At 64.8% G+C, this 25,518-nt stretch carries 27 protein-coding genes; 13 read left to right on the top strand and 14 right to left on the bottom strand.

Translation table 11 applies throughout. The features are described from left to right. Positions 1–58: 58 nt before the first annotated feature. A complete protein-coding gene (locus tag CH296_RS17265) occupies positions 59–811 on the bottom strand; it encodes an SWIM zinc finger family protein (RefSeq protein WP_094685314.1) in 753 nt (250 codons plus the stop codon). Continuing rightward, entirely contained in the window at positions 811–3,645 is a 2,835-nt protein-coding gene (locus CH296_RS17260; RefSeq protein ID WP_094685313.1) for a DEAD/DEAH box helicase, read from the bottom strand. Before CH296_RS17260 ends, CH296_RS17265 begins: the two co-directional genes overlap by 1 nt. A gap of 81 nt (positions 3,646–3,726) precedes the next feature. On the opposite strand from CH296_RS17260, the gene CH296_RS17255 reads away from it, so the two are divergent. The 3 genes from CH296_RS17255 (at position 3,727) to CH296_RS17245 (ending at position 6,289) form a co-directional block, all read left to right on the top strand. Next, the gene (locus CH296_RS17255) at positions 3,727–4,632 is read left to right on the top strand and encodes an NADP-dependent oxidoreductase (RefSeq protein ID WP_045194439.1); all 906 of its coding nucleotides are present in this window, start codon (positions 3,727–3,729) and stop codon (positions 4,630–4,632) included. A gap of 96 nt (positions 4,633–4,728) precedes the next feature. Then, a complete protein-coding gene (locus CH296_RS17250; protein WP_254924453.1) occupies positions 4,729–5,451 on the top strand; it encodes an HNH endonuclease family protein in 723 nt (240 codons plus the stop codon). A 10-nt stretch (positions 5,452–5,461) separates the two neighbouring features. Beyond that, on the top strand, positions 5,462–6,289 hold the full coding sequence (locus CH296_RS17245) for a shikimate 5-dehydrogenase (protein WP_032393494.1): 828 nt from the start codon (positions 5,462–5,464) through the stop codon (positions 6,287–6,289). 1 nt (position 6,290) lies between these two features. On the opposite strand, the gene nagB is transcribed toward CH296_RS17245, so the two are convergent. From nagB to CH296_RS17230, 3 genes are read right to left on the bottom strand one after another with little or no spacing between them, the layout of a single operon-like run. After that, complete coding sequence (nagB, locus tag CH296_RS17240) at positions 6,291–7,073, bottom strand: glucosamine-6-phosphate deaminase (RefSeq protein WP_094632264.1); 783 nt, start codon at positions 7,071–7,073, stop codon at positions 6,291–6,293. After that, positions 7,074–8,258, bottom strand: a complete 1,185-nt coding sequence (locus CH296_RS17235) for an N-acetylglucosamine-6-phosphate deacetylase (RefSeq protein WP_176459475.1) — start codon at positions 8,256–8,258, stop codon at positions 7,074–7,076. Beyond that, a complete protein-coding gene (locus tag CH296_RS17230) occupies positions 8,255–9,502 on the bottom strand; it encodes a PTS transporter subunit EIIC (RefSeq protein WP_045194431.1) in 1,248 nt (415 codons plus the stop codon). The genes CH296_RS17235 and CH296_RS17230 overlap by 4 nt, the downstream gene beginning before the upstream one ends. A gap of 175 nt (positions 9,503–9,677) precedes the next feature. On the opposite strand from CH296_RS17230, the gene CH296_RS17225 reads away from it, so the two are divergent. Both CH296_RS17225 and CH296_RS17220 read left to right on the top strand, forming a co-directional pair. Then, complete coding sequence (locus CH296_RS17225) at positions 9,678–9,908, top strand: glucose PTS transporter subunit EIIB (protein ID WP_032393491.1); 231 nt, start codon at positions 9,678–9,680, stop codon at positions 9,906–9,908. Further along, positions 9,905–10,369 (top strand): PTS glucose transporter subunit IIA, encoded by a 465-nt coding sequence (locus CH296_RS17220; RefSeq protein ID WP_094632266.1) that lies wholly within the window; start codon positions 9,905–9,907, stop codon positions 10,367–10,369. Before CH296_RS17225 ends, CH296_RS17220 begins: the two co-directional genes overlap by 4 nt. A gap of 2 nt (positions 10,370–10,371) precedes the next feature. On the opposite strand, the gene CH296_RS17215 is transcribed toward CH296_RS17220, so the two are convergent. Next, positions 10,372–11,118 carry a GntR family transcriptional regulator gene (locus CH296_RS17215; protein ID WP_032393533.1) on the bottom strand — a complete coding sequence of 249 codons (747 nt, stop codon included), beginning with the start codon at positions 11,116–11,118 and terminating at the stop codon, positions 10,372–10,374. A gap of 179 nt (positions 11,119–11,297) precedes the next feature. Here CH296_RS17215 and CH296_RS17210 point away from each other — a divergent pair, with 179 nt between their 5' ends. Further along, positions 11,298–12,515 (top strand): benzoate/H(+) symporter BenE family transporter, encoded by a 1,218-nt coding sequence (locus CH296_RS17210; RefSeq protein WP_094685312.1) that lies wholly within the window; start codon positions 11,298–11,300, stop codon positions 12,513–12,515. A gap of 10 nt (positions 12,516–12,525) precedes the next feature. Beyond that, positions 12,526–12,999: a thioesterase family protein gene (locus CH296_RS17205; RefSeq protein WP_045194423.1), complete on the top strand. Its 474-nt coding sequence runs from the start codon at positions 12,526–12,528 to the stop codon at positions 12,997–12,999. Between the two features lie 4 nt (positions 13,000–13,003). On the opposite strand, the gene CH296_RS17200 is transcribed toward CH296_RS17205, so the two are convergent. Next, positions 13,004–14,029, bottom strand: a complete 1,026-nt coding sequence (locus CH296_RS17200; protein ID WP_094647080.1) for a phosphotransferase family protein — start codon at positions 14,027–14,029, stop codon at positions 13,004–13,006. Positions 14,030–14,140: 111 nt separating this feature from the next. Next, a complete protein-coding gene (locus CH296_RS17195; RefSeq protein ID WP_052049157.1) occupies positions 14,141–14,467 on the bottom strand; it encodes a hypothetical protein in 327 nt (108 codons plus the stop codon). Positions 14,468–15,056: 589 nt separating this feature from the next. Between CH296_RS17195 and CH296_RS17190 the strand changes: the two genes are divergently transcribed. Continuing rightward, positions 15,057–15,782, top strand: coding sequence for a hypothetical protein (locus CH296_RS17190; RefSeq protein WP_052683692.1), 726 nt, complete (start codon positions 15,057–15,059; stop codon positions 15,780–15,782). Between the two features lie 43 nt (positions 15,783–15,825). Here the strand turns inward: CH296_RS17190 and CH296_RS17185 are convergent, their stop codons facing one another. The 3 genes from CH296_RS17185 to CH296_RS17175 are packed head-to-tail and all read right to left on the bottom strand — an operon-like array spanning position 15,826 to position 18,688. Further along, complete coding sequence (locus CH296_RS17185; RefSeq protein WP_032393486.1) at positions 15,826–17,247, bottom strand: NAD(P)(+) transhydrogenase (Re/Si-specific) subunit beta; 1,422 nt, start codon at positions 17,245–17,247, stop codon at positions 15,826–15,828. Continuing rightward, a complete protein-coding gene (locus CH296_RS17180; RefSeq protein WP_032393485.1) occupies positions 17,247–17,570 on the bottom strand; it encodes an NAD(P) transhydrogenase subunit alpha in 324 nt (107 codons plus the stop codon). The genes CH296_RS17185 and CH296_RS17180 overlap by 1 nt, the downstream gene beginning before the upstream one ends. Further along, positions 17,570–18,688, bottom strand: a complete 1,119-nt coding sequence (locus tag CH296_RS17175; protein WP_045194417.1) for a Re/Si-specific NAD(P)(+) transhydrogenase subunit alpha — start codon at positions 18,686–18,688, stop codon at positions 17,570–17,572. The genes CH296_RS17180 and CH296_RS17175 overlap by 1 nt, the downstream gene beginning before the upstream one ends. Before the next feature lie 254 nt (positions 18,689–18,942). On the opposite strand from CH296_RS17175, the gene CH296_RS17170 reads away from it, so the two are divergent. Both CH296_RS17170 and CH296_RS17165 read left to right on the top strand, forming a co-directional pair. Continuing rightward, positions 18,943–19,383, top strand: coding sequence for an HIT family protein (locus CH296_RS17170; RefSeq protein ID WP_032393483.1), 441 nt, complete (start codon positions 18,943–18,945; stop codon positions 19,381–19,383). Further along, positions 19,380–20,024, top strand: a complete 645-nt coding sequence (locus tag CH296_RS17165; protein ID WP_094647079.1) for a Type 1 glutamine amidotransferase-like domain-containing protein — start codon at positions 19,380–19,382, stop codon at positions 20,022–20,024. Before CH296_RS17170 ends, CH296_RS17165 begins: the two co-directional genes overlap by 4 nt. Positions 20,025–20,031: 7 nt before the next feature. Here CH296_RS17165 and CH296_RS17160 read toward each other — a convergent pair whose 3' ends face one another. After that, on the bottom strand, positions 20,032–20,343 hold the full coding sequence (locus CH296_RS17160; RefSeq protein WP_032393481.1) for a hypothetical protein: 312 nt from the start codon (positions 20,341–20,343) through the stop codon (positions 20,032–20,034). 191 nt (positions 20,344–20,534) lie between these two features. Here CH296_RS17160 and CH296_RS17155 point away from each other — a divergent pair, with 191 nt between their 5' ends. The 3 genes from CH296_RS17155 to CH296_RS17145 all read left to right on the top strand — a co-directional run bounded on the left by CH296_RS17155 (position 20,535) and on the right by CH296_RS17145 (position 23,064). Beyond that, a complete protein-coding gene (locus CH296_RS17155) occupies positions 20,535–21,050 on the top strand; it encodes a DUF3558 domain-containing protein (RefSeq protein ID WP_094647078.1) in 516 nt (171 codons plus the stop codon). 4 nt (positions 21,051–21,054) lie between these two features. Beyond that, positions 21,055–21,591: a DUF3558 domain-containing protein gene (locus CH296_RS17150; protein ID WP_094685311.1), complete on the top strand. Its 537-nt coding sequence runs from the start codon at positions 21,055–21,057 to the stop codon at positions 21,589–21,591. Positions 21,592–21,681: 90 nt separating this feature from the next. Then, entirely contained in the window at positions 21,682–23,064 is a 1,383-nt protein-coding gene (locus CH296_RS17145) for an FAD-binding oxidoreductase (protein ID WP_094659188.1), read from the top strand. Here CH296_RS17145 and CH296_RS17140 read toward each other — a convergent pair whose 3' ends face one another. After that, positions 23,065–24,375 (bottom strand): aspartate aminotransferase family protein, encoded by a 1,311-nt coding sequence (locus CH296_RS17140; RefSeq protein WP_032393478.1) that lies wholly within the window; start codon positions 24,373–24,375, stop codon positions 23,065–23,067. Then, the gene (locus CH296_RS17135; protein WP_032393477.1) at positions 24,376–25,518 is read right to left on the bottom strand and encodes an ABC transporter substrate-binding protein; all 1,143 of its coding nucleotides are present in this window, start codon (positions 25,516–25,518) and stop codon (positions 24,376–24,378) included. It abuts the gene before it with no gap.

Genomic DNA, 25,518 nt, shown 5'->3' with positions numbered 1-25,518 from the left:
GCGTGGAAGTGAAGTACGCCCATCCTATAGTCGGATGTCCACGTAAGTCCAGGAGTGGTCACATCCGGTCGTAGAACTGCCTCAGATCGGCGACGGCACGACTGACCTCGGCCTCGGTGGAGCCGTCGGCGCGGAAGATTCGGCGCAGGATCAACGGATCGAGATCGTCGACCGCCGGAGCGAACGACACCTGGGGAAGTTCCGGGAACGATGCGCGATCGGCGAACCAGTCGTCGGGGTCGAACTCGTCGTCCCCGTCACCGACACCCTCGATCAGTTGATCGAGATCGACGCCACGCAGCGTCAGGATGGTGGCGGCGGACGCGTCGATGTGCTCGGCAGCGATGTACATCAGAGCCGCCGCATGTTTGCAGGGCCAGCCGTCGTCGGGGCAGGTGCAGTCGAAATCGAGCTGCCCCTTGTCGTGCGGCAGCAATACCGACGCCAGTGCCTGCGGAATGGCATTGGAGGCCAGCTCGGCTAGCATGCCGGGGTTCGATCGCACCCTGCCGACGAGCGCGGCAACCTCACCCTGCGTGAGCGGGTCGACGGTGACCGAGGCCGAGAACGGCTCGAGCTGACTGCCCTGCACCTCGCCGTATATCTGCCCGCGCTCGACACCGAGAGTGAGCACCTGCCCTTGGCGCGCATACGTTCTGCCACGCGCTATCCGACCCGGATCCGCGAGGTCTTCCATGGCCGACACGAAATGCCTGCCCCACCACGTCTGCCCGAATGCACCGCGTTTGTTCCTGGACTCGATGCCGCCCTTGGCTTTTCGCCGTTTCCCGTATTGCGAGAAGTCGACCATCACTCCCCCACCGCGTCCTCGCTGAGGCGGAACAGTTCCTGCAGCTCCGCGGTGTCCATCTCGGTCACCCAGTTCTCGCCGGTGCCCACCGCCAGATTCGCCAGATCCTGCTTGGAGACGAGCATCGAATCGATCCGTTCCTCGACGGTGCCCACGCACAGCAGTTTTCGCACCTCGACGTTCTTGCGCTGCCCGATGCGAAAGGCCCGGTCCGTCGCCTGGTTCTCCACCGCCGGGTTCCACCAACGATCAAGATGAACGACATGATTGGCGGCTGTGAGGTTCAAGCCGGTACCGCCGGCCTTGAGCGAGAGCATCATGATCGGCGGACCGTTCCCGCTCTGGAACTTCTCCACCATCTCGTCGCGCTTGGACTTGCTCACGCCGCCGTGCAGGAACGGCAGGTCGGTCCCGAATCGTTCGGCGAAGTACGGTGCCACGAGCTCACCGAACTCCCGGAACTGGGTGAACAGCAACGCTTTCTCGTTGTCGCCCAGAATCGAGTCGAGCATGTCCTCCACCAGACCGATCTTGCCCGAGCGATGCTGCCCCCTCTTGAGCACCGGTGAGCCGTCGGACAGGAAGTGGGCGGGATGGTTGCACACCTGCTTGAGACGAGTGAGCGCGGACAGCACCGCACCTTTGCGCTTCATGCCCTTCGCGTCGGCGATCTGCGCCATCATCTCGTCGACGACCGCCTTGTACAGCGCGGCCTGCTCGGCTGTCAGGTTGGCGCGCACGGTCATCTCGTTCTTCTCGGGCAGATCCGAGATGACCGTCGGATCGGTCTTGACACGACGCAGAATGAACGGCGAGGTGATGGCGCGCAGACGCGAGACCGCGCTCTCGTCGTTCTCGCGCTCGATCGGAACCGAGAATCGCTTCCGAAAGTCCGACGGCCTACCGAGCATGCCCGGATTGGCGAAGTCGAGAATGGACCTCAGCTCGTCCAGACGATTCTCGACCGGTGTTCCGGTGAGTGCCAACTTGTGATCCGCAGGGATCGCGAGCGCCGCCTTGGCCTGAACGGTGCCCGAGTTCTTGATGTGCTGCGCCTCGTCGAGGACCACCCGACGCCACGTCTGCTCGGACAGCTGCGCGCGATCCTTCGCCATCAGCGCGTAGGTGGTGACGATCAGATCGTGCTCTGCGATCGCCCGGTCCAGCTCGTCGCCCTTGGACCGAGCCGGGCCGTGGTGCACCAGAACTCGCAGTGCCGGGGTGAATTTCGCCGCCTCACGTTGCCAGTTGCCGACCACCGACATCGGTGCCACCAGCAGCGTCGGCGTCGAACTCTTCTCGTGCGCGAGCAGTGTCAACACCTGCAACGTCTTGCCGAGCCCCATGTCGTCGGCGAGTACAGCCCCGAGACCGAGCCGACTCATGAACGCGAGCCAATCGAGCCCACGCTGCTGATACGGCCGCAGGGTTGCGTTCACACCGGCCGGTACGGGGATCGTCTCGGGCACCGCACCGGGCTCGAGCAACGTCGCTGCCCATCCGGTGGCTCTGATGTCCTGGACCGGAGCCGGCGGCGGGTCGGCCAGCGTCATCTCGCGCATCAGCGTGCTCAGGGCAGTCCCGTCGCCGTGATGCTCGGCGACGTACTTGGCGGCTCGTGCGAGCTGACCGCCGTCGGCCAGTACCCACTGCCCGCGGAGTCGAACGAGATCGCCCTTCGAGACGGCGAGTCTGTTCATCTCCGCCTCGGTGAGCACCATGTCGCCGAGTTGGAGTTGCCAGTCGTACGACACCAGTTCGTCCATGCCGACCGCCCGATCGGCGGCCGCTTTCGTCACCGCAGGCGAATCGACGCGCAGCCTCATCGACGGATCCAACCTCGTCCAGGCCCGAGGAAGCAGAACCGTCGTTCCGGTGGCCTGCAGCGCCGTCGCACCGTGTTCGACGAGGTCGATGACCACCGACGTCGGAAGCAACAGATCGAGGGTGCCTTCTTGAGACGGCAGATCACGCAGTCTCGGGTACGCCGCCACGGCCTCACCGAGCTTGCGCACGGCGATCGAGAGCAGGGTTGCATCGACCTTACGGCTCATCGGGACCGGCCGCGGCGCTTCACCATCCGCTCGCAGACACACCTGCAGCGTCCAGAACGACTCCGCTGATTCCTCGGAGGAACTGTCGACGACGCCATCGTCGTCATCGGGTTCGAGCAGGCGTAGCACCAGGGACGGCTCGTCGACGGTGAGGCTTGCGCGCCAGTTGTCGAGCAACGTCGACATCTGTTGGGTGCCATCCAAGTACGGGTCGTCGCGAATCAGAGCGGACAACAGCGGATGCTCCGAGTCGGGCCTACCCAGAACCGATCTGACGATCGGATCGGTGAGCTCCTCCACCATGTCGTCGAGGATCTTCTTGGGCCGCTCTCCCGCACGCTGCACCGACGGCATCGCGACGGCGAGTTCGCTCAGCCAGGCCCGTTGACGTTCACCCCCGACCAGACGCCACCGTGGCCACCACTGCCCGTCCATCAACTTCAGAGCAGGAACCACACGACCGCCGCGAACCCAGCGTTCGATTCCGCGGGCGACGTGCGCCAGGTACCGGAGATCGCCGGAAATCGAAGCGTGCTCGGACGGCGTCCGCAACAGCAGATCGGCACCGTCGTGCGGGGCGAGCGCGATGGCCGGAACCTGCACCGGGGCCTGCGCGGTGGCACTGCGCCCGGGTGCCGGAAACGACACCGCAGCACGGTGCCGGAACGGTCGGGTGAGGACGTGCGCGTGTGTCGGCGGCAGATCGGGTTCGTCGCCGGTGGAGATCTCGTCGTCCCACAGCATCAGCCCGGCACCGGGAGACCAGAGACCGTGCAGCATCGGTCCATCCAACCAGCAAGCACCGACACACCTCGGGTGAGGCACTCCCGAGCAAGTCGCTCGGTGAGGCACAGTGGATGCATGATCGCGTACGGCTTCAGCGAATACGGCGGACCCGACACCGAGTACCTTCTCGACCTACCCGTCCCCGAGCCGGGACCGGGGCAGATTCTCGTGGCGGTCCACGCCGCCGGGGTCAATCCTGCGGATTGGAAGGTGCGGGCGGGCAATCGCAAGGACACCGTGCAGATCACCTTGCCCGCGGTTCTGGGTCGGGAAGTATCGGGCACCGTCGTGACGGCCGGCGCGGGTGTGGCCGATTTCTCGGTGGGCGACCATGTGTTCGGGGCCACCGCCTCGGGACACGGAGGGTACGCGCAGTACACGGTGCTCAACGCATCGAGCACTGCCCACAAGCCGGAGGCCGTCTCGTGGGCGGCGGCGGCCACCCTGCCGGTGGCTGCCGGGACCGCGTACGACGCGCTGCGCCGACTGGCCGTCGGCGCGGGCGATTCCGTCCTGGTGCTCGGTGCGGGTGGCGGCGTGGGTTCGGCCGTTCTGCAACTCGCGCGAGCCGACGGTATCGACGTTCTCGCAGTTGCGAGTACTGGCAAACAGGAGTGGATCGAGAGCCTCGGAGCCGAATTCGTCGCCTCCGGCGGCGACTTCGTCGATTCGATCTCGCGACCGGTGAACGGCATCGTCGATCTCGTCGGAGGCGAGACCTTGCGCGCCGCGGCGACCGCACTGACGGCGGGGGTACCGATCGTCAGCGTCGCAGACCCGATGCTCGCGGCGCAGTGGGACGGATCCGGAGTCGATCGGGACCGCACCACCGCAGCATTCGCGCGGCTGGCGGACCTGACCGCGTCGGGCGTCATTCGTCCGCGTATCGACCATGCCTTCCCCCTCGAGCGTGCGGGCGAGGCTCTCGCCCTCGTGGAGAACGGACACGTGCTCGGCAAGGTCGTCGTCGAAGTTCGCTGACACCGAGACGGGTGCGGGGATCACTGTCGGTACCTTCCGGCACACTGCTGTCGCGAGGACCGATGACCGAGTACTGAGATCGACGATGGGGCGTGCGTGAGAAAACTGTGGGTCGCGGTACTGCTGGTGCTCGCTGCGGCAGTGATGGCCGTGTTCGGCTCGTGCGAGCGGTCCGTCATCCCCGGTTTCACACCCGCCCAACCCGCTCCCGGCAGTCCCACGCGTACTCAGATCGAGCAGTTGCTCGCCCAGGTTCGCGTGGTCGCGGCCAGGCCCGATGCCCTCGGCTACGAGCGCGGGTGCAAGAGCGGCGAAGGGTGTGTGTTCGGCCCGGCGTGGACCGACGACTACGACGGGCCGGGTGGTCACGACGGCTGCGGTACCCGCGACAACGTCCTGGCGCTGTCGATGACCGAGGTCGAGTTCCGCGCAGGCACCCGCGACTGCGTCGTGCTGTCGGGTTCGCTCGCAGATCCGTACTCCGGTGAGCCGATCCAGTTCACCAAGTCGGACGCCGGAAAGATTCAGATCGATCACGTCTACCCGCTGTCCGCTGCATGGGACATGGGCGCGAACACGTGGTTGCCCGACAAGCGCGTTCGGTTCGCCAACGACGTGGCGTTCAATCTGCTCGCGGTCAACGGAGCGGACAATCAGAGCAAGAGTGACAAGACACCCTCGCAATGGCTGCCACCGAACGCGGCCTACCACTGCTTCTATGCGGGTAAGTATCTGTCGGTCGCTGCGCAGTACGAGTTACCGATCACCCAGGCCGATCAGGGTGTTCTCGCTTCGGTCGCCTCGACGTGCGCGGCGTAACGTCTGAGCGATGGCAACAGCACACCCGCGCAGCGTCCTCGACCGTGAGACGCAGCTCTGCATGTCCTTGTCCGGCCGACCGAGCAACATCGGAACTCGCTTCCACAACTATCTCTACGACGAGTTGGGCCTGAACTTCGTCTACAAGGCGTTCACCACCACCGATCTCGCCGCCGCAGTGGGGGGCGTTCGCGCCCTGGGCATCCGAGGCTGCGCCGTCTCCATGCCGTTCAAGGAAGACGTGATCGAACTGGTCGACGTGATGCACGAGTCGGCAAGCGCCATCGAATCCGTCAACACGATCGTCAACGAGAACGGCGTCCTCCACGCCTACAACACCGACTACCAGGCCGTCGCGAATCTGCTCGCCGCGAGTGGCTTCTCGACCGACTACTCGGTGGCCGTCACCGGCAGCGGCGGGATGGCCAAGGCCGTCGTTGCCGCACTTCGGGATTCGGGCTACACCCGGGGCACCGTCGTCGCCCGCAACGCGAACACCGGCCCTGCCCTCGCCGAGACCTACGGCTACGACTGGTCGGCCGAAGCGGTGGGCGCAGACCTGCTCGTGAACGTGACCCCGGTGGGTATGGCCGGAGGGCCGGATGCCGATTCGGCACCGTTCACCGAGCAGCAGATCGATGCAGCGAATGCCGTGTTCGACGTCGTCGCCATGCCGTCGGAAACGCCGCTGATCGTTGCCGCTCGGGCGGCGAACAAGCCCGTGATCACCGGCGCTCAGGTCATCGCGCTCCAGGCTGCAGAACAGTTCGTTCTCTACACCGGAGTTCGGCCGTCGGACGAACAGATCGCGCGCGCATCGGAGTTCTCGCGCAGCTGACTCACAGGTGCTGCCACCGGGGCTTGTTGGCATAGGCGTACCGGTAGTACTCCGCGAGTGCGAGCGACGACGCCGCGGCCTCGTCCAGCAGCACCGTTGCGTGCGGGTGCCATTGGATCGCCGACGCCGGGCAGTGCGCCGACAACGGTCCTTCCACGGCCGCCGCCACCGCGTCCGCTTTCGACTGCCCTGTTGCGATCAACAGCAGGTGACGCGCCTCGTCGATGGTGCCCAGCCCCTGGGTCAGTACGTGATGCGGCACGTCCTCGGGCGAATCGAAGAATCGGGCGTTGTCGACGCGAGTCTGTTCGGTCAGCGTCTTCACCCGCGTTCGAGATCTCAGCGACGATCCGGGCTCGTTGAAACCGATGTGCCCGTCTGTGCCGATTCCGAGTATCTGAACATCGATACCGCCTGCGGCGGCGATCGCCGCGTCGTACCGCTGCGCCTCCACAGCTATGTCGTCCGCTTCGCCGTCGGGCGAGAACACCGCGGTGTCGTCCAGATCGACGTGGTCGACGAAGTTCTCGCGAATGAACGAGAAATAGGACTGCTCTGCTGTTTTCGCCAGTCCGATGTACTCGTCGAGCAGGAAGGCGCGGCATCGCGCGAACGACAGGCCGTCGTCCCGATGCCGTCGCGCCAATTCACGATATGTGCCCACCGGGGTGGACCCGGTTGCCAGTCCCAGTACAGGAGTGGAGCCGACTCGTGCGACTCGTTCGACGACGTCGGCGGCTGTTCGGTCCACCGCGTCGGCCCCGTCGAGGATCACGACCTCCATCTAGCTGTCCTCTCCGATTGCAGTTCCGCCTCTGATCACCCGCAGTGGTTCGAAGGCCGGGTCGACCACCAATACGTCGGCTCGCATGCCTGGTTCGAGGTGACCGACGTCGGAGTCGAGGCCGATCGACGCGGCAGGAGTCGACGACGCGGCCAGTACCGCCTCGACCAATGGCACGCCGGCGTTCAGCACGGCGCGGCGTAGCAGGTCCAGGACGGTTGCGGTCCCGCCCGCGATCGGAGCGGTCTCGCTGTCGGTGTCGCGGGACAACCGCGCTACCGAGTGTCGGACGGTCACATCCAGTGGTCCGAGTCGATAGCGACCGTCCGACATTCCGGCCGCGGCCATCGCGTCGGAGACCAGCGCGATGTGTGCACCACCGACGAGATCGAACACCGCGCGGACGGTCTCGTCGGCGAGATGCACTCCGTCGCCTATCAATTCGAGCACCATCGCGTTGCGCGCCGCAGCGGCCAGACACTCGCTCACCGGGCCCGGCGCCCGATGATGCCAGGTAGGCATTCCGTTGAACAGGTGTGTGGCCGTGATCGGACCGTCCCCCAGCGACTCGATTCCGCGTCGGGTGGTGAGCGCATCGGCGTCCGTGTGGCCGATGCTGGGCAGTATCCCGTTCTCTCGCAACATCTCTGCGACGGCGGTGAAGCCGTCGATCTCGGGTGCAAGGGTCATCGACCGCACCGCGCCCCGGCCCGCGCTCAAAATGTCGCGGAGAAGTCCGGGATCGCCGCTGCGCAGCGACGCGGGGTCTTGCGCGCCGCAGCGGTCGACCGACAGGAACGGCCCCTCGAGATGGACTCCGGCGACATCACCGGTCTCGTACAGATCGGCCAAAAGCGATGTCTGCATGATCAGCCGTTCCGGCGGTGCCGACACCAGTGATGCGAGCATCGTCGTGGTCCCGCGTGAGCGATGATGCCGTACCGCCGTCATGAGATCGACGGCAGGTGAATCCGGGAAAGATGCCCCCGCCCCGCCGTGGCAGTGCAGATCGACCAAACCAGGGAGGATCGTCGAATCCGTCTGCGGTACAGCCCGACCGGGCCATGCCGATGCCGGTCCGACCCACGAGATCCGGTCTCCCGTCCACGCGACGACGCCGTCCTCGATCACCTGGTCGCGCGTGACGACCCGCCCGCGGTGAGTGGTCGTGGTGGATGCGGTCATGCCCGATCGGGTTCGAGCACTGCGTCGTCCTCACGTCCAGGGGTGCGCAGGTTCCATTTCTTGATGACGAAGCTGAACAAGAAGTAGTAGATCACCGCGTACACCAGGCCGATCGGGATGAGCAGCCACGCTTTGGTTGCGATTCCGTAGTTGAGCAGATAGTCGATGCCGCCGGCGGAGAAGAAGAAACCGTCGTGGATCCCGAGGGCATTGCACAGGGCCATCGACGTTCCGGTCAACACCGCGTGGATGATGTAGAGCGGCCAGGCGACGAACATGAACGAGTATTCGAGCGGCTCGGTGATACCGGTGACGAACGCAGTCAGGCCCGTGGACAACATGATTCCGCCGACGAGCTTCTTCTGTGACGGCTTCGCGTTGCGATAGATCGCGAATGCCGCAGCGGGAAGAGCGAACATCATGATCGGGAAGAATCCGGTCATGAACACTCCCGCGGACGGGTCACCGGCGAAGAACCGATTCAGATCGCCGCGGACCAGTTGACCACCTGCATCCTGGTAGTCACCCACCAGGAACCAGACGACGGAGTTCAGAATGTGGTGCAGCCCAGTGGGAATGAGCATGCGATTGGCGAAGCCGTAGATGCCGCTGCCCACCACACTGTGGTCGGCGACGGTGTTGCCCACCCACTGGAGTGCACTGTAGAAGAGCGGATAGACGAACGACATGATCACGGCGACAACGAGACCGGTGATTGCCGTCATGATCGGTACCAGACGACGGCCACTGAAGAAGCCGAGATAGTCCGGCAGCTTCTGGCGATAGAAACGCTGCCAGAGAATCGCCGAGAGCAATCCGATGACGATGCCTGCCAGGACGCCGTAGTCGATCACGGCGGGGTCACCGTTGGCGTCGACCTCTCCGTCGAGCACGACCGGCGACATGGCCGTGAAGACTCCGTTCATCACCATGTAGCCGACCACAGCTGCGAGCGCGGTCGAACCGTCGGACTTCTTGGCCCAGCCGATGGCGATACCGACTGCGAAGATGAGGGGAAGCCAGGTGAAAACTGCCTGACCTGCAGCGGAGATGACCGCGGCGGTGGTCTCCAGTGCGCTGAATCGACCCAGCAGGTCGTCCTGCCCGAGTCTCAGGAGAATTCCGGCGGCGGGCAGAACAGCGATCGGGAGCATGAGGCTGCGACCGAAGCGCTGCAGCCCGGCCAATGATCGAGATTCCTTCTTCGGCTCGGTGTCGACCGAGTCAGTCTTCTTCGGGGTCATGGCGACCTTCTCTTCGAGGGCTGGTCCTTCGGGGGCTTTTCGCTGTTGTGACCGGGTGCCATCAGGGGTACTGTCCGGTCATTACCAGTTGTAGTTTGGCCAGGTGGCAAGCACATGTCAACCCGGACATGTGATCCACCCGACAGATGTACGCCCACAGAAAGCGAGAACCCACATGTCCAAAGCGGACGCGATCGTCGAAGGCCTCGGCGGTGCCGACAACATCGTCGAGATCGAAGCGTGCATCACCCGGCTGCGCACCGAGGTCAAGGATGGGTCGTTGGTGAACGAGGCAGCACTCAAAGCAGCAGGTGCCCACGGCGTCTTCCACAAGGGAACCGCAGTTCAGGTCATCGTCGGCCCCGAAGCGGACACGCTCGCAGAAGACATCGGCGACATCCTGTGAGCGACGCCGGTGCGATCCTCAGCCCTGTTGCCGGCCAGGTGATTTCGCTTGCAGACGTGCCGGACCCGGTGTTCTCGGCGCAGATGGTCGGCTCCGGTGTCGCACTGCGCCCGGCCCCGAACGACGGGTCGGTCGAGGTTCGTTCACCGGTCGCGGGCACGATCCTCAAACTCCATCCACACGCATTCGTCGTCTTCACCGAGAACAAGGCGGGCGTATTGGTGCACATCGGTATCGACACCGTGAAGATGAAGGGCGAAGGCTTCGAACTCTTCGCAGCAGAGGGTGATCGAGTCGAGGCCGGCGATCTCGTCGTCACCTACGATCCGGCGGCGATCGCGGCGGCAGGCTACTCGGATGTCGTTCCCGTGGTTCTGATGGACTCGAAGCCGGATTCGGTGACGAGTGCCAGCATCGACAACACCGTGGCGGTGGGCGACCTGTTGTTCGAGCTGCCCTGATCTCACCGACGCTGCGAGGTGCGTCGCCCGCCTTCGACTTCCATCGACAGTTGATACCGATCGCAGCGGTACCAACTCTCGGTGTGTTCGAGCGGCTCGTCGCCGCTGAAGGAGACGCGGTCGAAGTACAGCACGGGGGCACCGCGCTTGGTGCCGAGCAGGGTGGCGGTATCACTGTCGGCCGCAGTGGCTTTGACGGTCTGCTCGGCCCGGTCGATGGTCAACCCGTAGTGAATCTGAACGGCCTCGTACACGGACTTGCTCAGGTCGTGCTCGATCAGACCGGGCAGCAAGGAAGCCCGGTACCACGCGTCGTCGACGCTGACCGGTTCGGCATCGGCCAACCGAAGACGCTTGACGTGGTAGGTCTGTTCCTCGTCGGCCAGTCCGAGAGCGCGAGTCGTTGCCGCCGAGGGGCTTTCGAGCCGCGCGAACAGCACAACCGTCGTCGGCGTCAATCCTTGCGCCCGCATCTCCTCCGAGAACGACGCCAGGTGCAAACGAGACTGCACGGTGCGACTGGCCACGAACGTGCCCTTGCCACGGACCCGCACCAGGTGTCCGTCGTTGACGAGTTGACCGATGGCCTCGCGAACGGTGATGCGGCTGACGCCGTAGTCCTCCATCAGCTTTCGCTCGCTGGGCATGAGATCGCCGGGTTGCAACTCCTTCGTGCAACGGTGCAACAGAATTGCGCGAAGCTGTTCGTGCTTGGGGACCTGACTGTCCCTCAGATGTACGGGCATCACCACTGCGCAGGCCTTTCCGTCACTCGCCGAACCAGCGGTACGGACTGGTCCGGTCCAACCAAGAGACTACGTCACATCGGCGGTGCCCCGACAGCATTCGACCACCGACCCCTGGTGGCGACTCGGCTCGACGGGAAACGACGCGACAGGCGACGGCCCACAGTGCATCATCGTCAGTCGTGACCACCGCCGACGCTGCCGACAGACCGACGCCACTCTCCACCCCCGTCAGCGCTGGAATCGTGGCCTCACTGGTCGGCTTCACCAGCTCGTTCGCCGTTGTACTGACGGGCCTGCGGGCGGTAGGTGCCAGCCCGACCGAGGCGGCATCCGGTTTGCTGGCACTGTGCGTCACCCAGGCCGTGGGAATGATGTGGCTCGCGCGCAGATACAGACAGCCCATCACTCTGGCGTGGTCGACACCGGGCGCGGCGCTGCTCGCCGGAACCGGCATGGTGGTCGGAGGGTGGCCCGCGGCGGTGGGTGCGTTCGTCACCGTCGGAGTCCTGATCGTCCTGACGGGCCTGTGGCCGAGACTCGGCGCACTCGTGTCGACAATTCCGGTGCCACTCGCGCAGGCGATGCTGGCCGGAGTTCTCCTTCCTCTCTGCGCAGCACCGGTGGTCGCCTTCGCCGACTCCCCCGCCCAGGTGGCTCCGGTGGTCCTGGTCTGGCTCGTGGTCCTGCGGTTCAGTGCACGTTGGGCAGTTCCGGCAGCATTCGCCGCGGCGGCGGTGGTGATCGCGGCCGGTCTGGTCGGCGGCGGCATTCCGATCGCGCCGAACGATCTGGTCCCCCGAATCGACTGGACGGTTCCGCACTGGAGCTGGCAGGCCACAATAGGTATCGCGGTGCCGCTGTACATCGTCACGATGGCGTCCCAGAACATCCCCGGCGTCACGGTCATGGCGTCGTTCGGGTTCCGCATTCCCTGGCGTGCGTCGATGACCGTCACCGGAACCGGAACCGTCCTGGGCGCATTCGCCGGCGGTCACACGATCAACCTCGCCGCGATCAGCGCTGCGCTGTCGGCGAATCCCAGTGCCCATCCTGACCCGAAGCGGCGATGGATCGCCGCCTTCTCGGCCGGATCGTCCTACCTGGTGCTGGCGCTTCTCTCCACCGCCCTGGCCACCCTGGTCGCTGCCGCTCCCGCAGGTGTGGTGGAAACAGTTGCCGGGCTTGCCCTGTTGGGGACCCTCGCGGCGTCGTTGTTCGGCGCGCTGGAACATGCAGCGAACAGAGAAGCAACGGTTCTGACATTCCTCGTCGCTGCGTCCGGCCTGACATTCGCAGGAATCGGCTCCGCGTTCTGGGCCTTGGTCGTCGGTCTGATGGTCCGAGCGATCCTGCGTCGGCAGTCCCCGGCGACGCCAGCTACCGACGCCACTGGTTAGGGTCACGTTCATGACCGATCGAGTGAGCCCCGCGTCGGACTTGTCACACGCATCGGATTTTCCGGCACTGTGGCCGGTGACGACGAGATGGGACGACAACGACCACTACGGCCACGTCAACAACGTCACCTACTACGCCTATTTCGACACCGCCGTCAACGGTTGGCTGATGGAGACGACCGGTCTCGATATCAGGACACTGCCTGCGATCGGTGTCGTTGCCGAAACCTCGTGCCGATACCTGTCCGAATTGAGCTTTCCGGATCGCCTTCAGGTGGGCCTGGCAGTCGAGAAGCTGGGCACCCGCAGCATCGTGTACTCGCTCGGGTTGTTCCGCGAAGCCGACGACGATGCGTTGGAGCTGGCGGCCAGGGGTCGATTCGTACACGTGTACGTCGATGGGGTCACCCGTAGGCCGGTGGCGATTCCGCCCGAAATCGAGACTGCAGCTCGCACTTTGGTGATCGGGACGGCGTCGGCCTGACCGACTACAGCCCGATCTCGTCGGCCGTACGCAGAGCCCTACTGACGATGTCGTCGATGAGCGTCGTGGTCGGCCCGCCTGCCACCGCCCGGTTTCGCGAGTCTGCTTCCATCCGGCGCATGACACCTTCGGCGATGATCGAGAGCTTCCACAGCGCCAGTACCTGCCAGAATCCGACATCGGAGACGTCGCGGCCGGTGTGCCCCGCATACGACTCGACGAGTTCGGCCCGAGTAGGAAAGCCCGGCAGAGTCGACGCCATGAAGGGACCGGCGACCCCGTCGTCGGCTTGCGGCCAATAGGCCAGAAGTCCTCCGAGGTCCGCCAAGGGGTCTCCGAGTGTGCACAGCTCCCAGTCGACAACCGCGGCGACACGGCCGTCGTCGCGGGCCGTGATGACGTTGCTGAGGTGGAAGTCTCCGTGCACCAGAGTCACCTCGTGCTGCGATGGAATGCCGGCTGCCAATCGCGTTGCCAGCGAATCGATACCGGGTACGTCGCGAGTGCGCGAGGATTGCCATTGCTTGGTCCACCGGGCGAGCTGGCGAGCGGCGTACGGCTTGTGACTGGCCAGATCGGCCAGACCCGAGGAGTCCAGATCCACGCGATGGATGTCGGACAGCGCGACCGTGAGGCCGAGCCCAACTCGGCGCCTGTGATCGGGGTCGAGTCCTTCGGCTACCGCCACCGAGTCGACGACGATCCCGTCGACGAAACTCATCAGCACGAGTGGGACCTCGGACACCGACGAATCCTCGGTCATCGCAATCATTTTCGGAACCGGAACCGCCGTGTTCTGCAGGCCCGACAGAATTCGATGCTCACGCACCACATCGTGTGCGGACGCCAACAGTTTCCCCAGTGGTGGACGCCGAAGCACCCAGCTACTGCCGCCGGCATCACGAACTGCGTAGGTGAGATTGGACTGACCATTACCGATCCGATGGAAGGTGAGAGGCGAGGTTGCGCCGATTCCCAATCCTGCGATCCAGGTCGATACCGCGTCTTCGTCCAGTCCCACCGCACCCATACAGAACCCTCACTTCGCCGCGCGACACCGTTGTCGACTGCCGTCATCGGAATTCGACCGATAGTAGCGAAGCTGAACCCGCTCGGGTGCCGAGGCACCGAGCGGGGCCAATCAACTTGCGCGCTCGAACGCGGAGATCAGCGCTGGAGTCGCGATCGCCGGAGCCGGAGCGGCTACCTCGTTGCGCTTGACGGCAATTTCGTCCACTTCACCGACCAACAGGGCAACCATCGTCTCCGGCTCGGAGGCCCAGACGGAGGAGATGTTCCGCACTTCGGCAGGTGCGAACAGTCCGCTGGTTGCCAGAGCGTCGATCCATTCGGCGACGGCGTCGGCCGTGGGATCGGGCACGGTCGATCGGTCGAGCGAGTCCGCTTGGAACTCGTTGCAAAAGAACGCGCGGACCATAGCGAGCTGTCCCTGAGACATTGCGGTCATGTTCTTCTCCCTCGAGTTGTCGGCGTCCGTAGGTGTCGAATACCCGATTCCAACGGGTTGTGACGGGTACCACGGTCCGTTTCCAGATCGTTATCGATTTGGCTGTAACGGTCGATTGCGGGTTTCCGATGTGGCTGAAACTACGCCCTTTTGGTCGGTCTCGCCCAGGGTGAACTGGACTCTGTGACTATCGTCACGCACTTGGACCCATCCAATCAACGTCTTGCAACGAAGTCATAGTTTGGTTTACGAAATGCTGTGACAGGAAACAAGTTATCCACAAAACGCCAGGTCGGAGGGCATTCGCACCATTCGGACCGACGTCCGACTGCAGCAACTCGAACTCAGCATGCCTCCGCTACACGAGCTGCAAGAAGGCACGCAGTTCTGTATCGGGCCAGTTTTCGATCTCTTTCCCCGACTTGTGGCCGATTTGCCGACATGCAGAATTTGACGAAGTGAGCATCCTGCCGCTCACTTTTCGAAACCCCTCAGGCCGCTGCGTGATCGAAACGTTATTACGAAAACAATCAGCTCGTTCCCAACTTCCTCACATCCGATGTTCAGCCGAGTCGGGCACCGTGGCCGCATGCCAACACCGAGCCTCGGTTCCGGACCGATCCAAGCGTCCCGTCACGCCGAAACCGACGCCGAGACGCCAGCGGTGTCGTCCAGTGCCCCCACCCGTCCGCGGCGGCGCGCCGTGGTCGCTCGCTCGGCCGTGTCCGCTGCCTCTGCCGTCCTGTTGCTGATGATCCTGATGTGGGCACCGCAGGTCGCACCCTCGACGTCCGTCGAATCGACCCCTGCCACGGCACTGGCCACTCACGTACTCGATGCGATCGATGTGACCGCGGTGTTGATCGCCGTCGCCGCGCTCGCCGTCGTGGCGCTGATACGAAAGCTGCCGTTCGGGATCGGGGTGGTGATCGCCTGCACCATCGGTGCCGTCGTCAGCAGTGCGCTCGCTCGCGAGGTCCTGGGAGCGTCGATGCCGTCGGCAGATCTTCCGAACGGTCAACTCGTCGCGGTGGCCTCTCTACTCGGAGCAGCGTCCATGGTGGCGTCCGCAGCGTGGCGGCCCGTGGTCCTCGGCCTGGGCACCGTCGCAACGCTCGCGGTCGCGGCGGCTGCTCTTTTCGTCGGTTCCGCGTCCGTGACCGGGATCGTGAGCGCAGCGTCGATCGTGTTCGTGTGGTGGCCGGCGTGCTCGATCGTCATGCTCTACTCGCCCGTCGCAGCTGCCCGCGAAGCTCGCAACCCGCTCGACACGGCCGCTCTGGCCGTTCAACGCAAAATGGGGCGCTCCCGTTGACGAACAACCGGAAGCGCCCCATCTGACTGCTGACTGCTCGTGACTAGAGGGCCTTGAGCTCCTCGGTCACCTCGGACACCGACTTCTTCGCGTCACCGAACAGCATCGAGGTGCCCTCGGCGAAGAACAACGGGTTCTCGATGCCGGCGAACCCGGACGACATCGACCGCTTCAGAACGATGACCGACTTCGACTGATCGACGTTCAGGATCGGCATCCCGTGAATCGGGCTCGACGGATCGTTGCGCGCCGCCGGGTTGGTCACGTCGTTCGCACCGATGACCAACGTGACGTCGGTACGGGAGAATTCGTCGTTGATGTCGTCCATTTCCTTCATCGCGTCGTACGCGACATCGGCCTCGGCGAGCAGCACGTTCATGTGCCCGGGCATGCGACCGGCCACGGGGTGAATGGCGTACTTGACCTCGACGCCCTTCGACTCCAGTAGCTTGGCCATGTCCTTGACCGCATGCTGCGCCTGCGCAACCGCGAGTCCGTATCCGGGTACGACGATGACCTGGTTGGCGTAGGCCATCTGGATCGCCGCATCCGCCGCGGACGTGGCCTTCGCGGTTCCGCCGCCTGCACCCGCAGGCCCGGCAGCCGCGTCGCCGCCACCGAATCCGCCGGCGACGATCGCCGGGATGGAACGGTTCATGGCCTTGGCCATGAGGTTGGTCAGAATCGTGCCGGACGCGCCGACGATCATGCCTGCGACGATCATCGCTGTGTTGTTGAGCGCCAGACCTGCCGCCGCAGCGGACAGACCGGTCAGAGCGTTGAGCAACGAAATGACGACCGGCATGTCCGCGCCGCCGATGGGCAGCACGACCGTCAGACCCAAGATTCCGGCGAGTACGAGAACCGCCACGATCCACCACTGCGACACCCCGCCGCCCGGAGTGGCGTTGATTCCGATGACCACCGCAGCCGCCACGGCACCGATCAGCAGCAGAGCGTTGAGCGGCTGCTGCAACTTGCCGATGGTGATGGGCGAACCGGGCAGGGTCTCCTGCAGCTTGAGGAACGCGATCAGCGATCCCCAGAACGAGATCGACCCGATGATCGCCGCGAACAGCGACCCGATGACGATGTGGACCGTCGGCGATTCGCCGTGCTTGAAGTTCGAGAATCCCGATGTGTCGAGGAACTCGGCCCAGGCGATCAGTGCAACCGTTCCACCGCCGACGCCGTTGAACAGAGCCACCAACTGCGGCATTGCCGTCATCTTGACCCGACGCGCGGGAGGGATACCGAGAGCGACGCCGACGACCAGGCCGACGACGATGAGAATCCAGTTGCCGGTGTCTCGGATGGAGATGAGGGTCGCCACCACTGCGATGAACATGCCGACGGCGGCGATCTGATTGCCGCGGACAGCGGTCTTCGGGCCCGTCAGACCCATCAGACCGTAGATGAACATCGCGAACGCGACGATGTAGAGGATGTTGACGAGATTGTCCATCAGGAGTCAGCGCCCTTCTCGGCCTTGGCAGGGACAGGCTTGGACTTGAACATGCCGAGCATGCGGTCGGTGACGACGAATCCACCGATCACGTTGACCGTTCCGAAGACCAGCGCCACGAACAGGATCACCTGCAATCCGATGGACGGATCGTCCACCTTGCCCAGGACGACCAACGCGCCGAGCACGACGATGCCGTGGATGGCATTGGTGCCCGACATCAACGGGGTGTGCAAGGTGTTGGGCACCTTGGAGATCACCGCGAAGCCGACGAACCCGGACAACACCAGGATCGCTATGTTCGCGAGCAGCGGGGTGTACATCAGTTCTCCTTCTCACGTGTCACGCAGGCACCGGCGAGAACCTCGTCCGAGAAGTCGGGGGCGAGCTTGCCGTCGACCAGCATGAGTTCGAGCAATGCCGAGATGTTCTTCGAGTACAGCTCGCTGGCGTGCTCGGGCATCGAGGCAGGCAGGTTCAACGGCGAGCAGATGGTCACGTCGTGCTTGACGACGGTCTCTCCGGGCTCGGTGAGCTCACAGTTACCGCCGGTCTCACCGGCGAGGTCGACCACGACGCTGCCGGGCTTCATGCCCTCGACGGCTGCGGCCGTGACCAGTCGCGGGGCGGGGCGTCCGGGCACCAACGCGGTGGTGATGACCACGTCGAATCCCTTGATGGCCTCCTCGAGAGCCTTCTGCTGTTGCACCCGCTCGTCCTCGGTCAGCTCACGCGCGTACCCGCCCTCACCTGCGGCGTCGATCCCGAGATCGAGCCACTGCGCCCCGACGGAGCGAACCTGGTCCGCGACCTCCGGACGCACGTCGTACCCGGTGGGCCGGCCGCCGAGACGCTTCGCGGTGGCAAGCGCCTGCAGACCTGCCACGCCCACACCCAGCACCAGCACGGTGGCAGGCTTGACGGTGCCCGCGGCAGTGGTGAGCATCGGGAAAAATCGGGTGGACTCGGACGCGGCCAGCAGGACGGCCTTGTATCCGGCGACATTGGCCTGAGACGACAGTGCGTCCATCACCTGCGCCCGCGAGATCCGCGGGATCGCTTCGACGGCGAAGGCCTGCACTCCGGCCGCCTTCAACGCCCCGATGCTGTTCTCCGCGTTGCGCGGTGCCAGAAATCCGATGAGCGTCGAACCCGACGACAGCTTGGCGATCTCGGCGTCGGACGGCGGCGCGACCTTCACCACGACGTCCGCCGACCATGGATCACCGATGGTCGCTCCGGCGGCGACGTACAGCTCGTCGGGAATCAGAGCGCCCAGACCGGCACCCGATTCGACGACGATCTCGACGCCCTTACCCGTCAGGGAGGCAACGATCTTGGGCACCAGGGCGACGCGACGTTCGCCCTCCCCCGATTCCCGAACCACACCGACCACGGTCGTGGATCCCGAACCCTTCTCAGTGCTCTGCGATGTATCCAAATCTCCGTCTTCCTGCGTTGAATGGTGTCCACTGATCGGCCAACGGCCCCAAGCTTGCGACGAGTGGACGAACCCATGCGACAAAGGCACAAGGTCCCTGATAGTAGCCAGAGGAAACAGACCACGGGTAACTCGGAACACAGTCCGATTCGTTCTGAATCGAGTCCGTTCGGCATTCCGCAGTTACAGGGCGGGCAATTGTGATGCACGCCATACAGGTCTATCGGTGATGATCGGACCCTACAGTGACAACCGTGGAATCTTGCATCTTCTGTGCCATCGTCGCCGGCGACGCCCCCGCACACCGCGTGTTCGAGAACGACCACGCGATGGCCTTTCTCGACATCCGGCCGGTCAGTCGCGGACACCTGCTCGTCGTCCCGCGCGAGCACGCCACCGATCTGAACTCGACCCATCCGGACGCGGCCGCCGACGTATTTCGCGTCGGTCACACGCTGGCGCGCGCGGTGCGCCACTCGGATCTGCGCGCCGACGGAGCCAACCTCGTGATCAACGACGGCAAGGCCGCGTTTCAGACGGTTTTCCACCTGCACTTGCACGTGGTGCCTCGCTGGCATCGGGACCGGCTGCGGTTCGCTACCGGGTTCGTGACGCGCCGCCTGCGTGAGCCCGAGCATGTCGCGGACGCCGTTCGCGTCGGGCTGGCCCGGCTGAACGGCGAATCGACGGCGTGAGACTGTTCCTGTCGTCGTATCGATTCGGGGGCCACTCGGCTGCTTTCGTCGAGCTGACCGGGCCGCCGTCCGATCTCGCGGTGATCGCGAACGCGTCGGACGCGTGGCCCGCCGCCGCTCGCGAGTCCTCGCTTCGCAGTGAGTTCGGTCCGCTGCGCGCTCTCGGGTATCGGCCGGCGGAGCTGGATCTGCGCGAGTACGTGGGTCGGCCCGCAGCCTTCGAGCGCGCGCTCGAAGGATTCGGTGCGGTGTGGGTGCGCGGGGGCAACACCTTCGTCCTGCGCGCTCAGCTCGCCCGCTCGGGTGCGGACGAGGTTCTGGCCGACCGAGTTCGGCGAGGATCGATCGCGTACGGCGGATACAGTGCGGGTGCCTGTGTGGCCGCACCGTCGTTGATCGGAGTCGAGGACGCGGACGACCCGGGCGAGGTTCGGCACGCCACCGGTGTCGACCCGGTGTGGACCGGGTTGGGTCTGGTGGATTTCTCCATTGTCCCGCACCTGAATTCCGTTCTCGACGAGCAGAATTCGGGGCATGTGACGGTGCAGCGCCTTCGCCGGGCCGGCATGGACTGTCACGGGCTGACCGACGACCAGGCCATCGTCGTCGACGCGTCGGGGACGCGTGTGCTCGGTAGTTGACCGTCGGTCAGCCCAGGCGGGCAAGTGGAGCGAGTCGATCCAGCGAGGACCACGCCAGCGAGCACCGCCTTGCGGTCATTTCGTCCGCGTCGAGCACCAGCATGTCGAACAACTGCCGAGGGGCCTGATGCCACGAGTGGGCAATCTGCGCGATGGTGGCTCGATCGAACAATCCGGACTGGGTCAACGCCTGAACCCATTCGTCGACCTCGCCTCGGTGAATGCGCTCGATGGTGTCGTATTCGATTCCGCCCCCGAGGAATTCGTACGAGAACATCGCGGCCACGTAGTTCCAGGAGTCACTTCCGGGATCGATCATGGTGCAGCCTCCTTGTCGACTCGCACCACATGGGGTGCGAGATTCGCTGCGCTGGACGCTAGCGTGGCGAACTACAAATTTGCGTGTCGACGACGCATCGATCTGGTAACGCCTGAGGCTGGTGTTACTGATGTGACTCGCTTCCGGAAAAGGCTCACCCACCTCGAACAGGGTGGGTAAAGTCCGCATTCGTGGGCACCCGAGCCGTTGCAGCGTCGATCGCAGCGATCGCGTGCGGGCTGGTGGGATGCTCGAACACGCCGGGAACCGAGGCCGATCCGAATTCGCCCGAGACGGCCGAACAGCCCGTCACCGAAGAACTCTTCGTCGGCGAATGCGGGTCGATGGACAACACGGAAGTGCAGAGACTCACGGCCGTATCCGACCTGACGGTGGTGTCCGAGAACGCCGTTCGGTGTCGATGGGAATCCGCGACCGGCGCGTACGCGATGTTCACCTGGTATCGCGGCAGCCCCATCGACCGAGAGAGATCCGTGGCCGAAGCCGTCGGCCGCACCATCGAGCGCATCGATGTGGACGGTCACCCGGGATTCACCGCCGCGGCGTCGGGAGCGTCGTGCGAGGCCGGGGTCGAGAACGGGGACGGCTTCGTGCACTGGTCCGTCAACTACGTGATCGACGGGCCCCGCGATTCCTGCGACGTCGTCGAGGATCTGGCACGAACCACGATGTCGAAGGCGAAGTAGCCCCATGAGGACGTTCCCCTCCACCGAGTCCAACCGTCGCATCCTCGCCGCTGTCCTCGTCACTGCGGCCGTCGGTACGGGATGCACCACCACCGTGGCCGGTACGGCGGTACCTGCTCGATCGGCCGACAGCGGAGAGTTCGACAAGCTGCTCGAGGAGTGCATCGCCGTCCCGGATCCCACCATCGCCGACACAGTGGGTGCCGACCTCGTCGATCAGTACTTCTACGGTGCAGTGTGCATGTGGACGGGCATCGGTGCCGCCGGGCTCATCGACGTGACCTTCGCCTGGTTCGAGGACGATGCGCTCTCTCGCGTGCGAGAGCTGGCCGATCGGCTCGGCTACGCGACCGAGAACGTCCCTGTTGCCGGCACCACGGCATTCCTGTCACGACGACCGGCCGACCCGTCGTCGTGCGGAATCAGCGCGGCGTATTCAGGCGTCATCACCTGGTGGGTGCAATACCGAGGCACCAGTCCGATCGACCCGTGCGCCGCCGCCACCGAGCTCGCGGAATCGACGCTTCGACGCAACCAGTGACCGCGCGTCACCCGACCCCGCCTCCGCCCCACGCTCCGCCGTGACAGACTCGAGTGTCGACGGTCACATTTTCGACGTGAGGAGACCGAGATGTCCGTGACGACCGATGCAGATGCCCGCCTGAGTGCGCTCGAATCCCTTCTTTCACCCGGCTCGGTGGTCACCGACCCGGACATCACCGAGGGCTATCGACGCGACTGGGCGAAGGATCCCGACGCGGGCACCCCGCTGGCCGTCGTGCGCGCACAGTCCACCGAGGACGTTCGTGCCGTGATGCGGTGGGCCACCGAGCACGCCGTGGCAGTCGTCCCACGCGGCGCGGGGTCGGGTCTGTCCGGTGGAGCCACCGCCGTGGACGGCGGAATCGTGCTCACCACCGAGTTGATGCGAGAGATCACCGTCGATCCGGTGACCCGCGTCGCCGTCGTACAACCCGGACTGCTCAACGCGGAGGTCAAGAAGGCCGTCGCCGAACACGGCCTCTGGTACCCACCGGATCCGTCTTCGTTCGAGATGTGTTCCATCGGAGGCAATGCGGCCACCAACGCGGGCGGACTGTGCTGTGTGAAGTACGGCGTGACCACCGATTACGTTCTCGGTCTCGAGGTCGTCCTGGCCGACGGTACCGCCGTCCGGCTCGGCGGGCCACGACTGAAAGACGTTGCGGGTCTGTCCCTTGCGAAGCTGTTCGTCGGCTCCGAGGGAACGCTGGGCATCATCACCGAGATCACTCTTCGATTGATTCCGGCGCAACCTCCCGCCAGTACGGTGGTCGCCTCGTTCGCGTCGGTGCACGACGCAACCGCCGCAATTCTGGCCATCACCCGGACACTGCGCCCGTCGATGCTCGAGTTCATGGACCGAGCTTCCATCGGTGCCGTCGAAGATGCCATGAACATGGGGCTCGATCGCGAGGCGGCGGCGATGCTCATTGCTCGGTCCGACTCCCCCGGTGCCGACCGAGGCCGCGAGATCGAGATCATGGCGGCCGCGTGCACCGAGGCCGGTGCCTCGGATGTGTTCACCACCGACGACCCCGACGAGGGCGAGGCCTTCGCTGCCGCGCGGCGGTTCGCCATTCCCGCTGTCGAGCGACTCGGCAGCCTGCTCCTCGAGGACGTCGGGGTTCCGCTGCCCGCACTTCCGGCCCTCGTCGACGGAATCGCCGAGCTGTCCACGAAATACGACGTGCTGGTGGCGGTCATCGCCCACGCCGGTGACGGCAACACTCACCCGCTGATCGTTTTCGACCCCGAGGACGCCGACATGACACGTCGCGCCAACATCGCATTCGGCGCGATCATGGATCTGGCAATCTCGTTGGGCGGCACCATCACCGGCGAACACGGTGTCGGTCGCCTCAAGAAGGCGTGGCTGCCCGATCAGGTCGGTGAGGACGTCATGGAACTGACCCGCCGAATCAAGACCGCTCTCGATCCGGCGGGCATCCTCAACCCCGGTGCCGTGCTGTGATCACCCGTCGACGGTGAATCCGTCCGCCACCGTCAGCACCTCGTCGAGGATTTCCAGTCCTTGACGAATCTCGTCCTCGGACGTCGTCAGCGGAGGGGCGATCTGGAGGCGATTGCCTGCGACGAACGGCCACAGTCCACGTGACTTCGCCGCGGCGGTCACCGTGCCCATCGCCGCCGCGTCCTTGCCCGACGCGGCGAAGGCAACCAGTGGCTCTCGGGTCGTTCCGTCCTTGACCAGCTCGACGGCCCAGAAGAATCCCTTACCGCGTACCTCGCCCACACTCGGATGCGATTCGGCCAGCTTGGACAGGCCCGCACCGAGTACGTCCTCGCCGACGTGACGCACGTGAGGAAGGATCTTGTCGCGCTCGAACACTCCGATGGAAGCCACGCCCGCGGCGCACCCGAGCACGTGACCGGAGTAGGTCAAGCCGCCCGGGTACGGCTTGTGGTCGAACTGCGAGGCGATCTTCTCCGAGATCACGACCCCGCCGAGGGGCACGTATCCGGAGTTGACGCCTTTGGCGAACGTGATGAGATCCGGTGTCACATCCCAGGCCTGGCAGGCGAACCATTCGCCGATGCGCCCGAACCCGACCATGACCTCGTCGGCGATGTAGACGATCCCGTACTTGTCGCACAGCGCTCGAACGCCGGCCAGATAGCCGGGCGGCGGGATCAGCACACCGTTGGTGCCGATGACCGATTCGAGGATCAGTCCGGCGATGTTCTGCGCACCTTCGAGCACGATGACCTGCTCGAGGTGTGCCAGCGCTGCGGCCGTCTCGTCCTCGGGAGTCGTTGTGCCCCAGGGTGAGCGGTACGGGTACGGCCCGAAGAAACGTACGACGTCGACGTTGGTCGGCTCGGTGCCCCATCGGCGCGGCTCGCCCGTGAGACCGATCGCAACTCCGGTTCCACCATGGTACGAGCGATACGCGGCAAGCATCTTCGTACGCCCGGTGTGCTGTCGCGCCAACCGCACCGCATGCTCGACGGCTTCCGCCCCACCGGTCGTGAAGAACACTCGGTTCAGATCACCCGGCGCACGTTCGGCGATCAACGTGGCGAGTTCACTGCGCTTGTTGTTGGCCACGGTCGGGGAGATGGTCGTCAGAACCTGAGCCTGTTCGACGATGGCGGCGACCACGTCGGGGTGTTGATGACCGAGATTGACGTTGACCAACTGCGACGAGAAGTCGAGGTATCGGTTGCCCTTGTCGTCCCAGAACCACGACCCCTCCGCTCCCTCGACGGTGATCGGGTTCAGTTCGGCCTGCGCCGCCCAGGAGTAGAACACGTGATCCATCTACTTGCCGCCTTCCTCCAGTGTGACCTCCATCGGAGCGTACGACTCTCCGGTGACGTCCACTCCGTCGGCCTTCAACAAATCGAGCGCCTGCGTGACGTACTCGTTGGTGTACGCCTCGGCATCGGGATCGGCGGTCAGCACCGTCGATCCTTCGGCATTCTCGGTGCTCTTGGCGATGTCGACGGTCTGCTGCCAGGCCGCCTCGTCGATCATGCCGATGCCATCCGCGGACGGCCAGATCAGTTTGTTGACCTCGTTGACCTGCCAGAGCTGGTGACTCGCGCCGAGTGTGGAGCCTGCAGCGACGGTGATGTCGCGGCACGTTTCGACGTTGTCGCGGCAGAAGATCCAGCCCTTCAACGATGCCGCCAGGAATTTGACGGTCTGCTCCTGGTAGGCCTCGTCCGAGAGCTTGTCGGTGTTGGCCCAGATCGCGTCCTGCAGCATCGCGACGCCGTCGTCGTTCCAGTTCAGCGTGGTGAAATCGTCTGCGGTGTAGAGAGCTCCGGTTGCCGGGTTCACGGTCTCGAGCAACTGAGCGTACTCGTTGTACGACATCGCCTGGGCTGCAGCGATATCACCGGACAACAGGCCGTTCATGTCGAACTGCTGCTGCACCAGCGTCACGTCCGCCGGGCTCACTCCCGCTTTCGTCATTCCGGCGAACAATTCGAACTCGTTTCCGTAGCCCCAGTTTCCGACGGTCTTGCCTCGGAGGTCCGCGGGTGAGGCGATGTTCTGATCCTCGAACGAGACCTGCAGGGTGCCCGACTTCTGATAGATCTGAGCCACGTCGGTGATGCCGGCTCCGGCCTCGCGGGATGCGAGCGCCTTCGGTACCCACGCGATGGCGTAGTCGGCCTGCCCCTGGGCAAGCACGGTTTGCGGGACGATATCCGTTCCACCGTCCAGGATTTCGACGTCCAACCCCTGTTCCGCATAGAAACCCTGATCGACGGCGGCGAGGTAGCCGGCGAACTGGCCCTGCTTGAACCACTGCAGTTGCAGCTTGATCGTGGTGTCTCCGTCGGCACCGGTGTCGGTGTCTGTCGTGGTGGTACTGCACGCCGAGGCGACCACTGCAAGCGCCATCACGGCGGCGAGAAGAGATCGGGGGGTTCGGGTGATCTTCACGTTCAT

The sequence above is a fragment of the Rhodococcus sp. 14-2496-1d genome (genome assembly GCF_002259365.1).
Classification (GTDB): Bacteria; Actinomycetota; Actinomycetes; order Mycobacteriales; family Mycobacteriaceae; genus Rhodococcoides.
Note: the sequence above shows the minus strand (reverse complement) of the source record. Positions and strands in the feature narration are given on the sequence as shown.

What these genes read in the sequence shown, in the direction of transcription:
- CH296_RS17265 (WP_094685314.1), bottom strand. Translation starts at nt 811, where the DNA reads ATGGTCGACTTCTCGCAATACGGGAAACGGCGAAAAGCCAAGGGCGGC.
- CH296_RS17260 (WP_094685313.1), bottom strand. Translation starts at nt 3,645, where the DNA reads ATGCTGCACGGTCTCTGGTCTCCCGGTGCCGGGCTGATGCTGTGGGAC.
- CH296_RS17255 (WP_045194439.1), top strand. Translation starts at nt 3,727, where the DNA reads ATGATCGCGTACGGCTTCAGCGAATACGGCGGACCCGACACCGAGTAC.
- CH296_RS17245 (WP_032393494.1), top strand. Translation starts at nt 5,462, where the DNA reads ATGGCAACAGCACACCCGCGCAGCGTCCTCGACCGTGAGACGCAGCTC.
- nagB (WP_094632264.1), bottom strand. Translation starts at nt 7,073, where the DNA reads ATGGAGGTCGTGATCCTCGACGGGGCCGACGCGGTGGACCGAACAGCC.
- CH296_RS17235 (WP_176459475.1), bottom strand. Translation starts at nt 8,258, where the DNA reads ATGACCGCATCCACCACGACCACTCACCGCGGGCGGGTCGTCACGCGC.
- CH296_RS17230 (WP_045194431.1), bottom strand. Translation starts at nt 9,502, where the DNA reads ATGACCCCGAAGAAGACTGACTCGGTCGACACCGAGCCGAAGAAGGAA.
- CH296_RS17225 (WP_032393491.1), top strand. Translation starts at nt 9,678, where the DNA reads ATGTCCAAAGCGGACGCGATCGTCGAAGGCCTCGGCGGTGCCGACAAC.
- CH296_RS17205 (WP_045194423.1), top strand. Translation starts at nt 12,526, where the DNA reads ATGACCGATCGAGTGAGCCCCGCGTCGGACTTGTCACACGCATCGGAT.
- CH296_RS17200 (WP_094647080.1), bottom strand. Translation starts at nt 14,029, where the DNA reads ATGGGTGCGGTGGGACTGGACGAAGACGCGGTATCGACCTGGATCGCA.
- CH296_RS17195 (WP_052049157.1), bottom strand. Translation starts at nt 14,467, where the DNA reads ATGACCGCAATGTCTCAGGGACAGCTCGCTATGGTCCGCGCGTTCTTT.
- CH296_RS17190 (WP_052683692.1), top strand. Translation starts at nt 15,057, where the DNA reads ATGCCAACACCGAGCCTCGGTTCCGGACCGATCCAAGCGTCCCGTCAC.
- CH296_RS17185 (WP_032393486.1), bottom strand. Translation starts at nt 17,247, where the DNA reads ATGGACAATCTCGTCAACATCCTCTACATCGTCGCGTTCGCGATGTTC.
- CH296_RS17180 (WP_032393485.1), bottom strand. Translation starts at nt 17,570, where the DNA reads ATGTACACCCCGCTGCTCGCGAACATAGCGATCCTGGTGTTGTCCGGG.
- CH296_RS17160 (WP_032393481.1), bottom strand. Translation starts at nt 20,343, where the DNA reads ATGATCGATCCCGGAAGTGACTCCTGGAACTACGTGGCCGCGATGTTC.
- CH296_RS17150 (WP_094685311.1), top strand. Translation starts at nt 21,055, where the DNA reads ATGAGGACGTTCCCCTCCACCGAGTCCAACCGTCGCATCCTCGCCGCT.
- CH296_RS17145 (WP_094659188.1), top strand. Translation starts at nt 21,682, where the DNA reads ATGTCCGTGACGACCGATGCAGATGCCCGCCTGAGTGCGCTCGAATCC.
- CH296_RS17140 (WP_032393478.1), bottom strand. Translation starts at nt 24,375, where the DNA reads ATGGATCACGTGTTCTACTCCTGGGCGGCGCAGGCCGAACTGAACCCG.
- CH296_RS17135 (WP_032393477.1), bottom strand. Translation starts at nt 25,518, where the DNA reads ATGAACGTGAAGATCACCCGAACCCCCCGATCTCTTCTCGCCGCCGTG.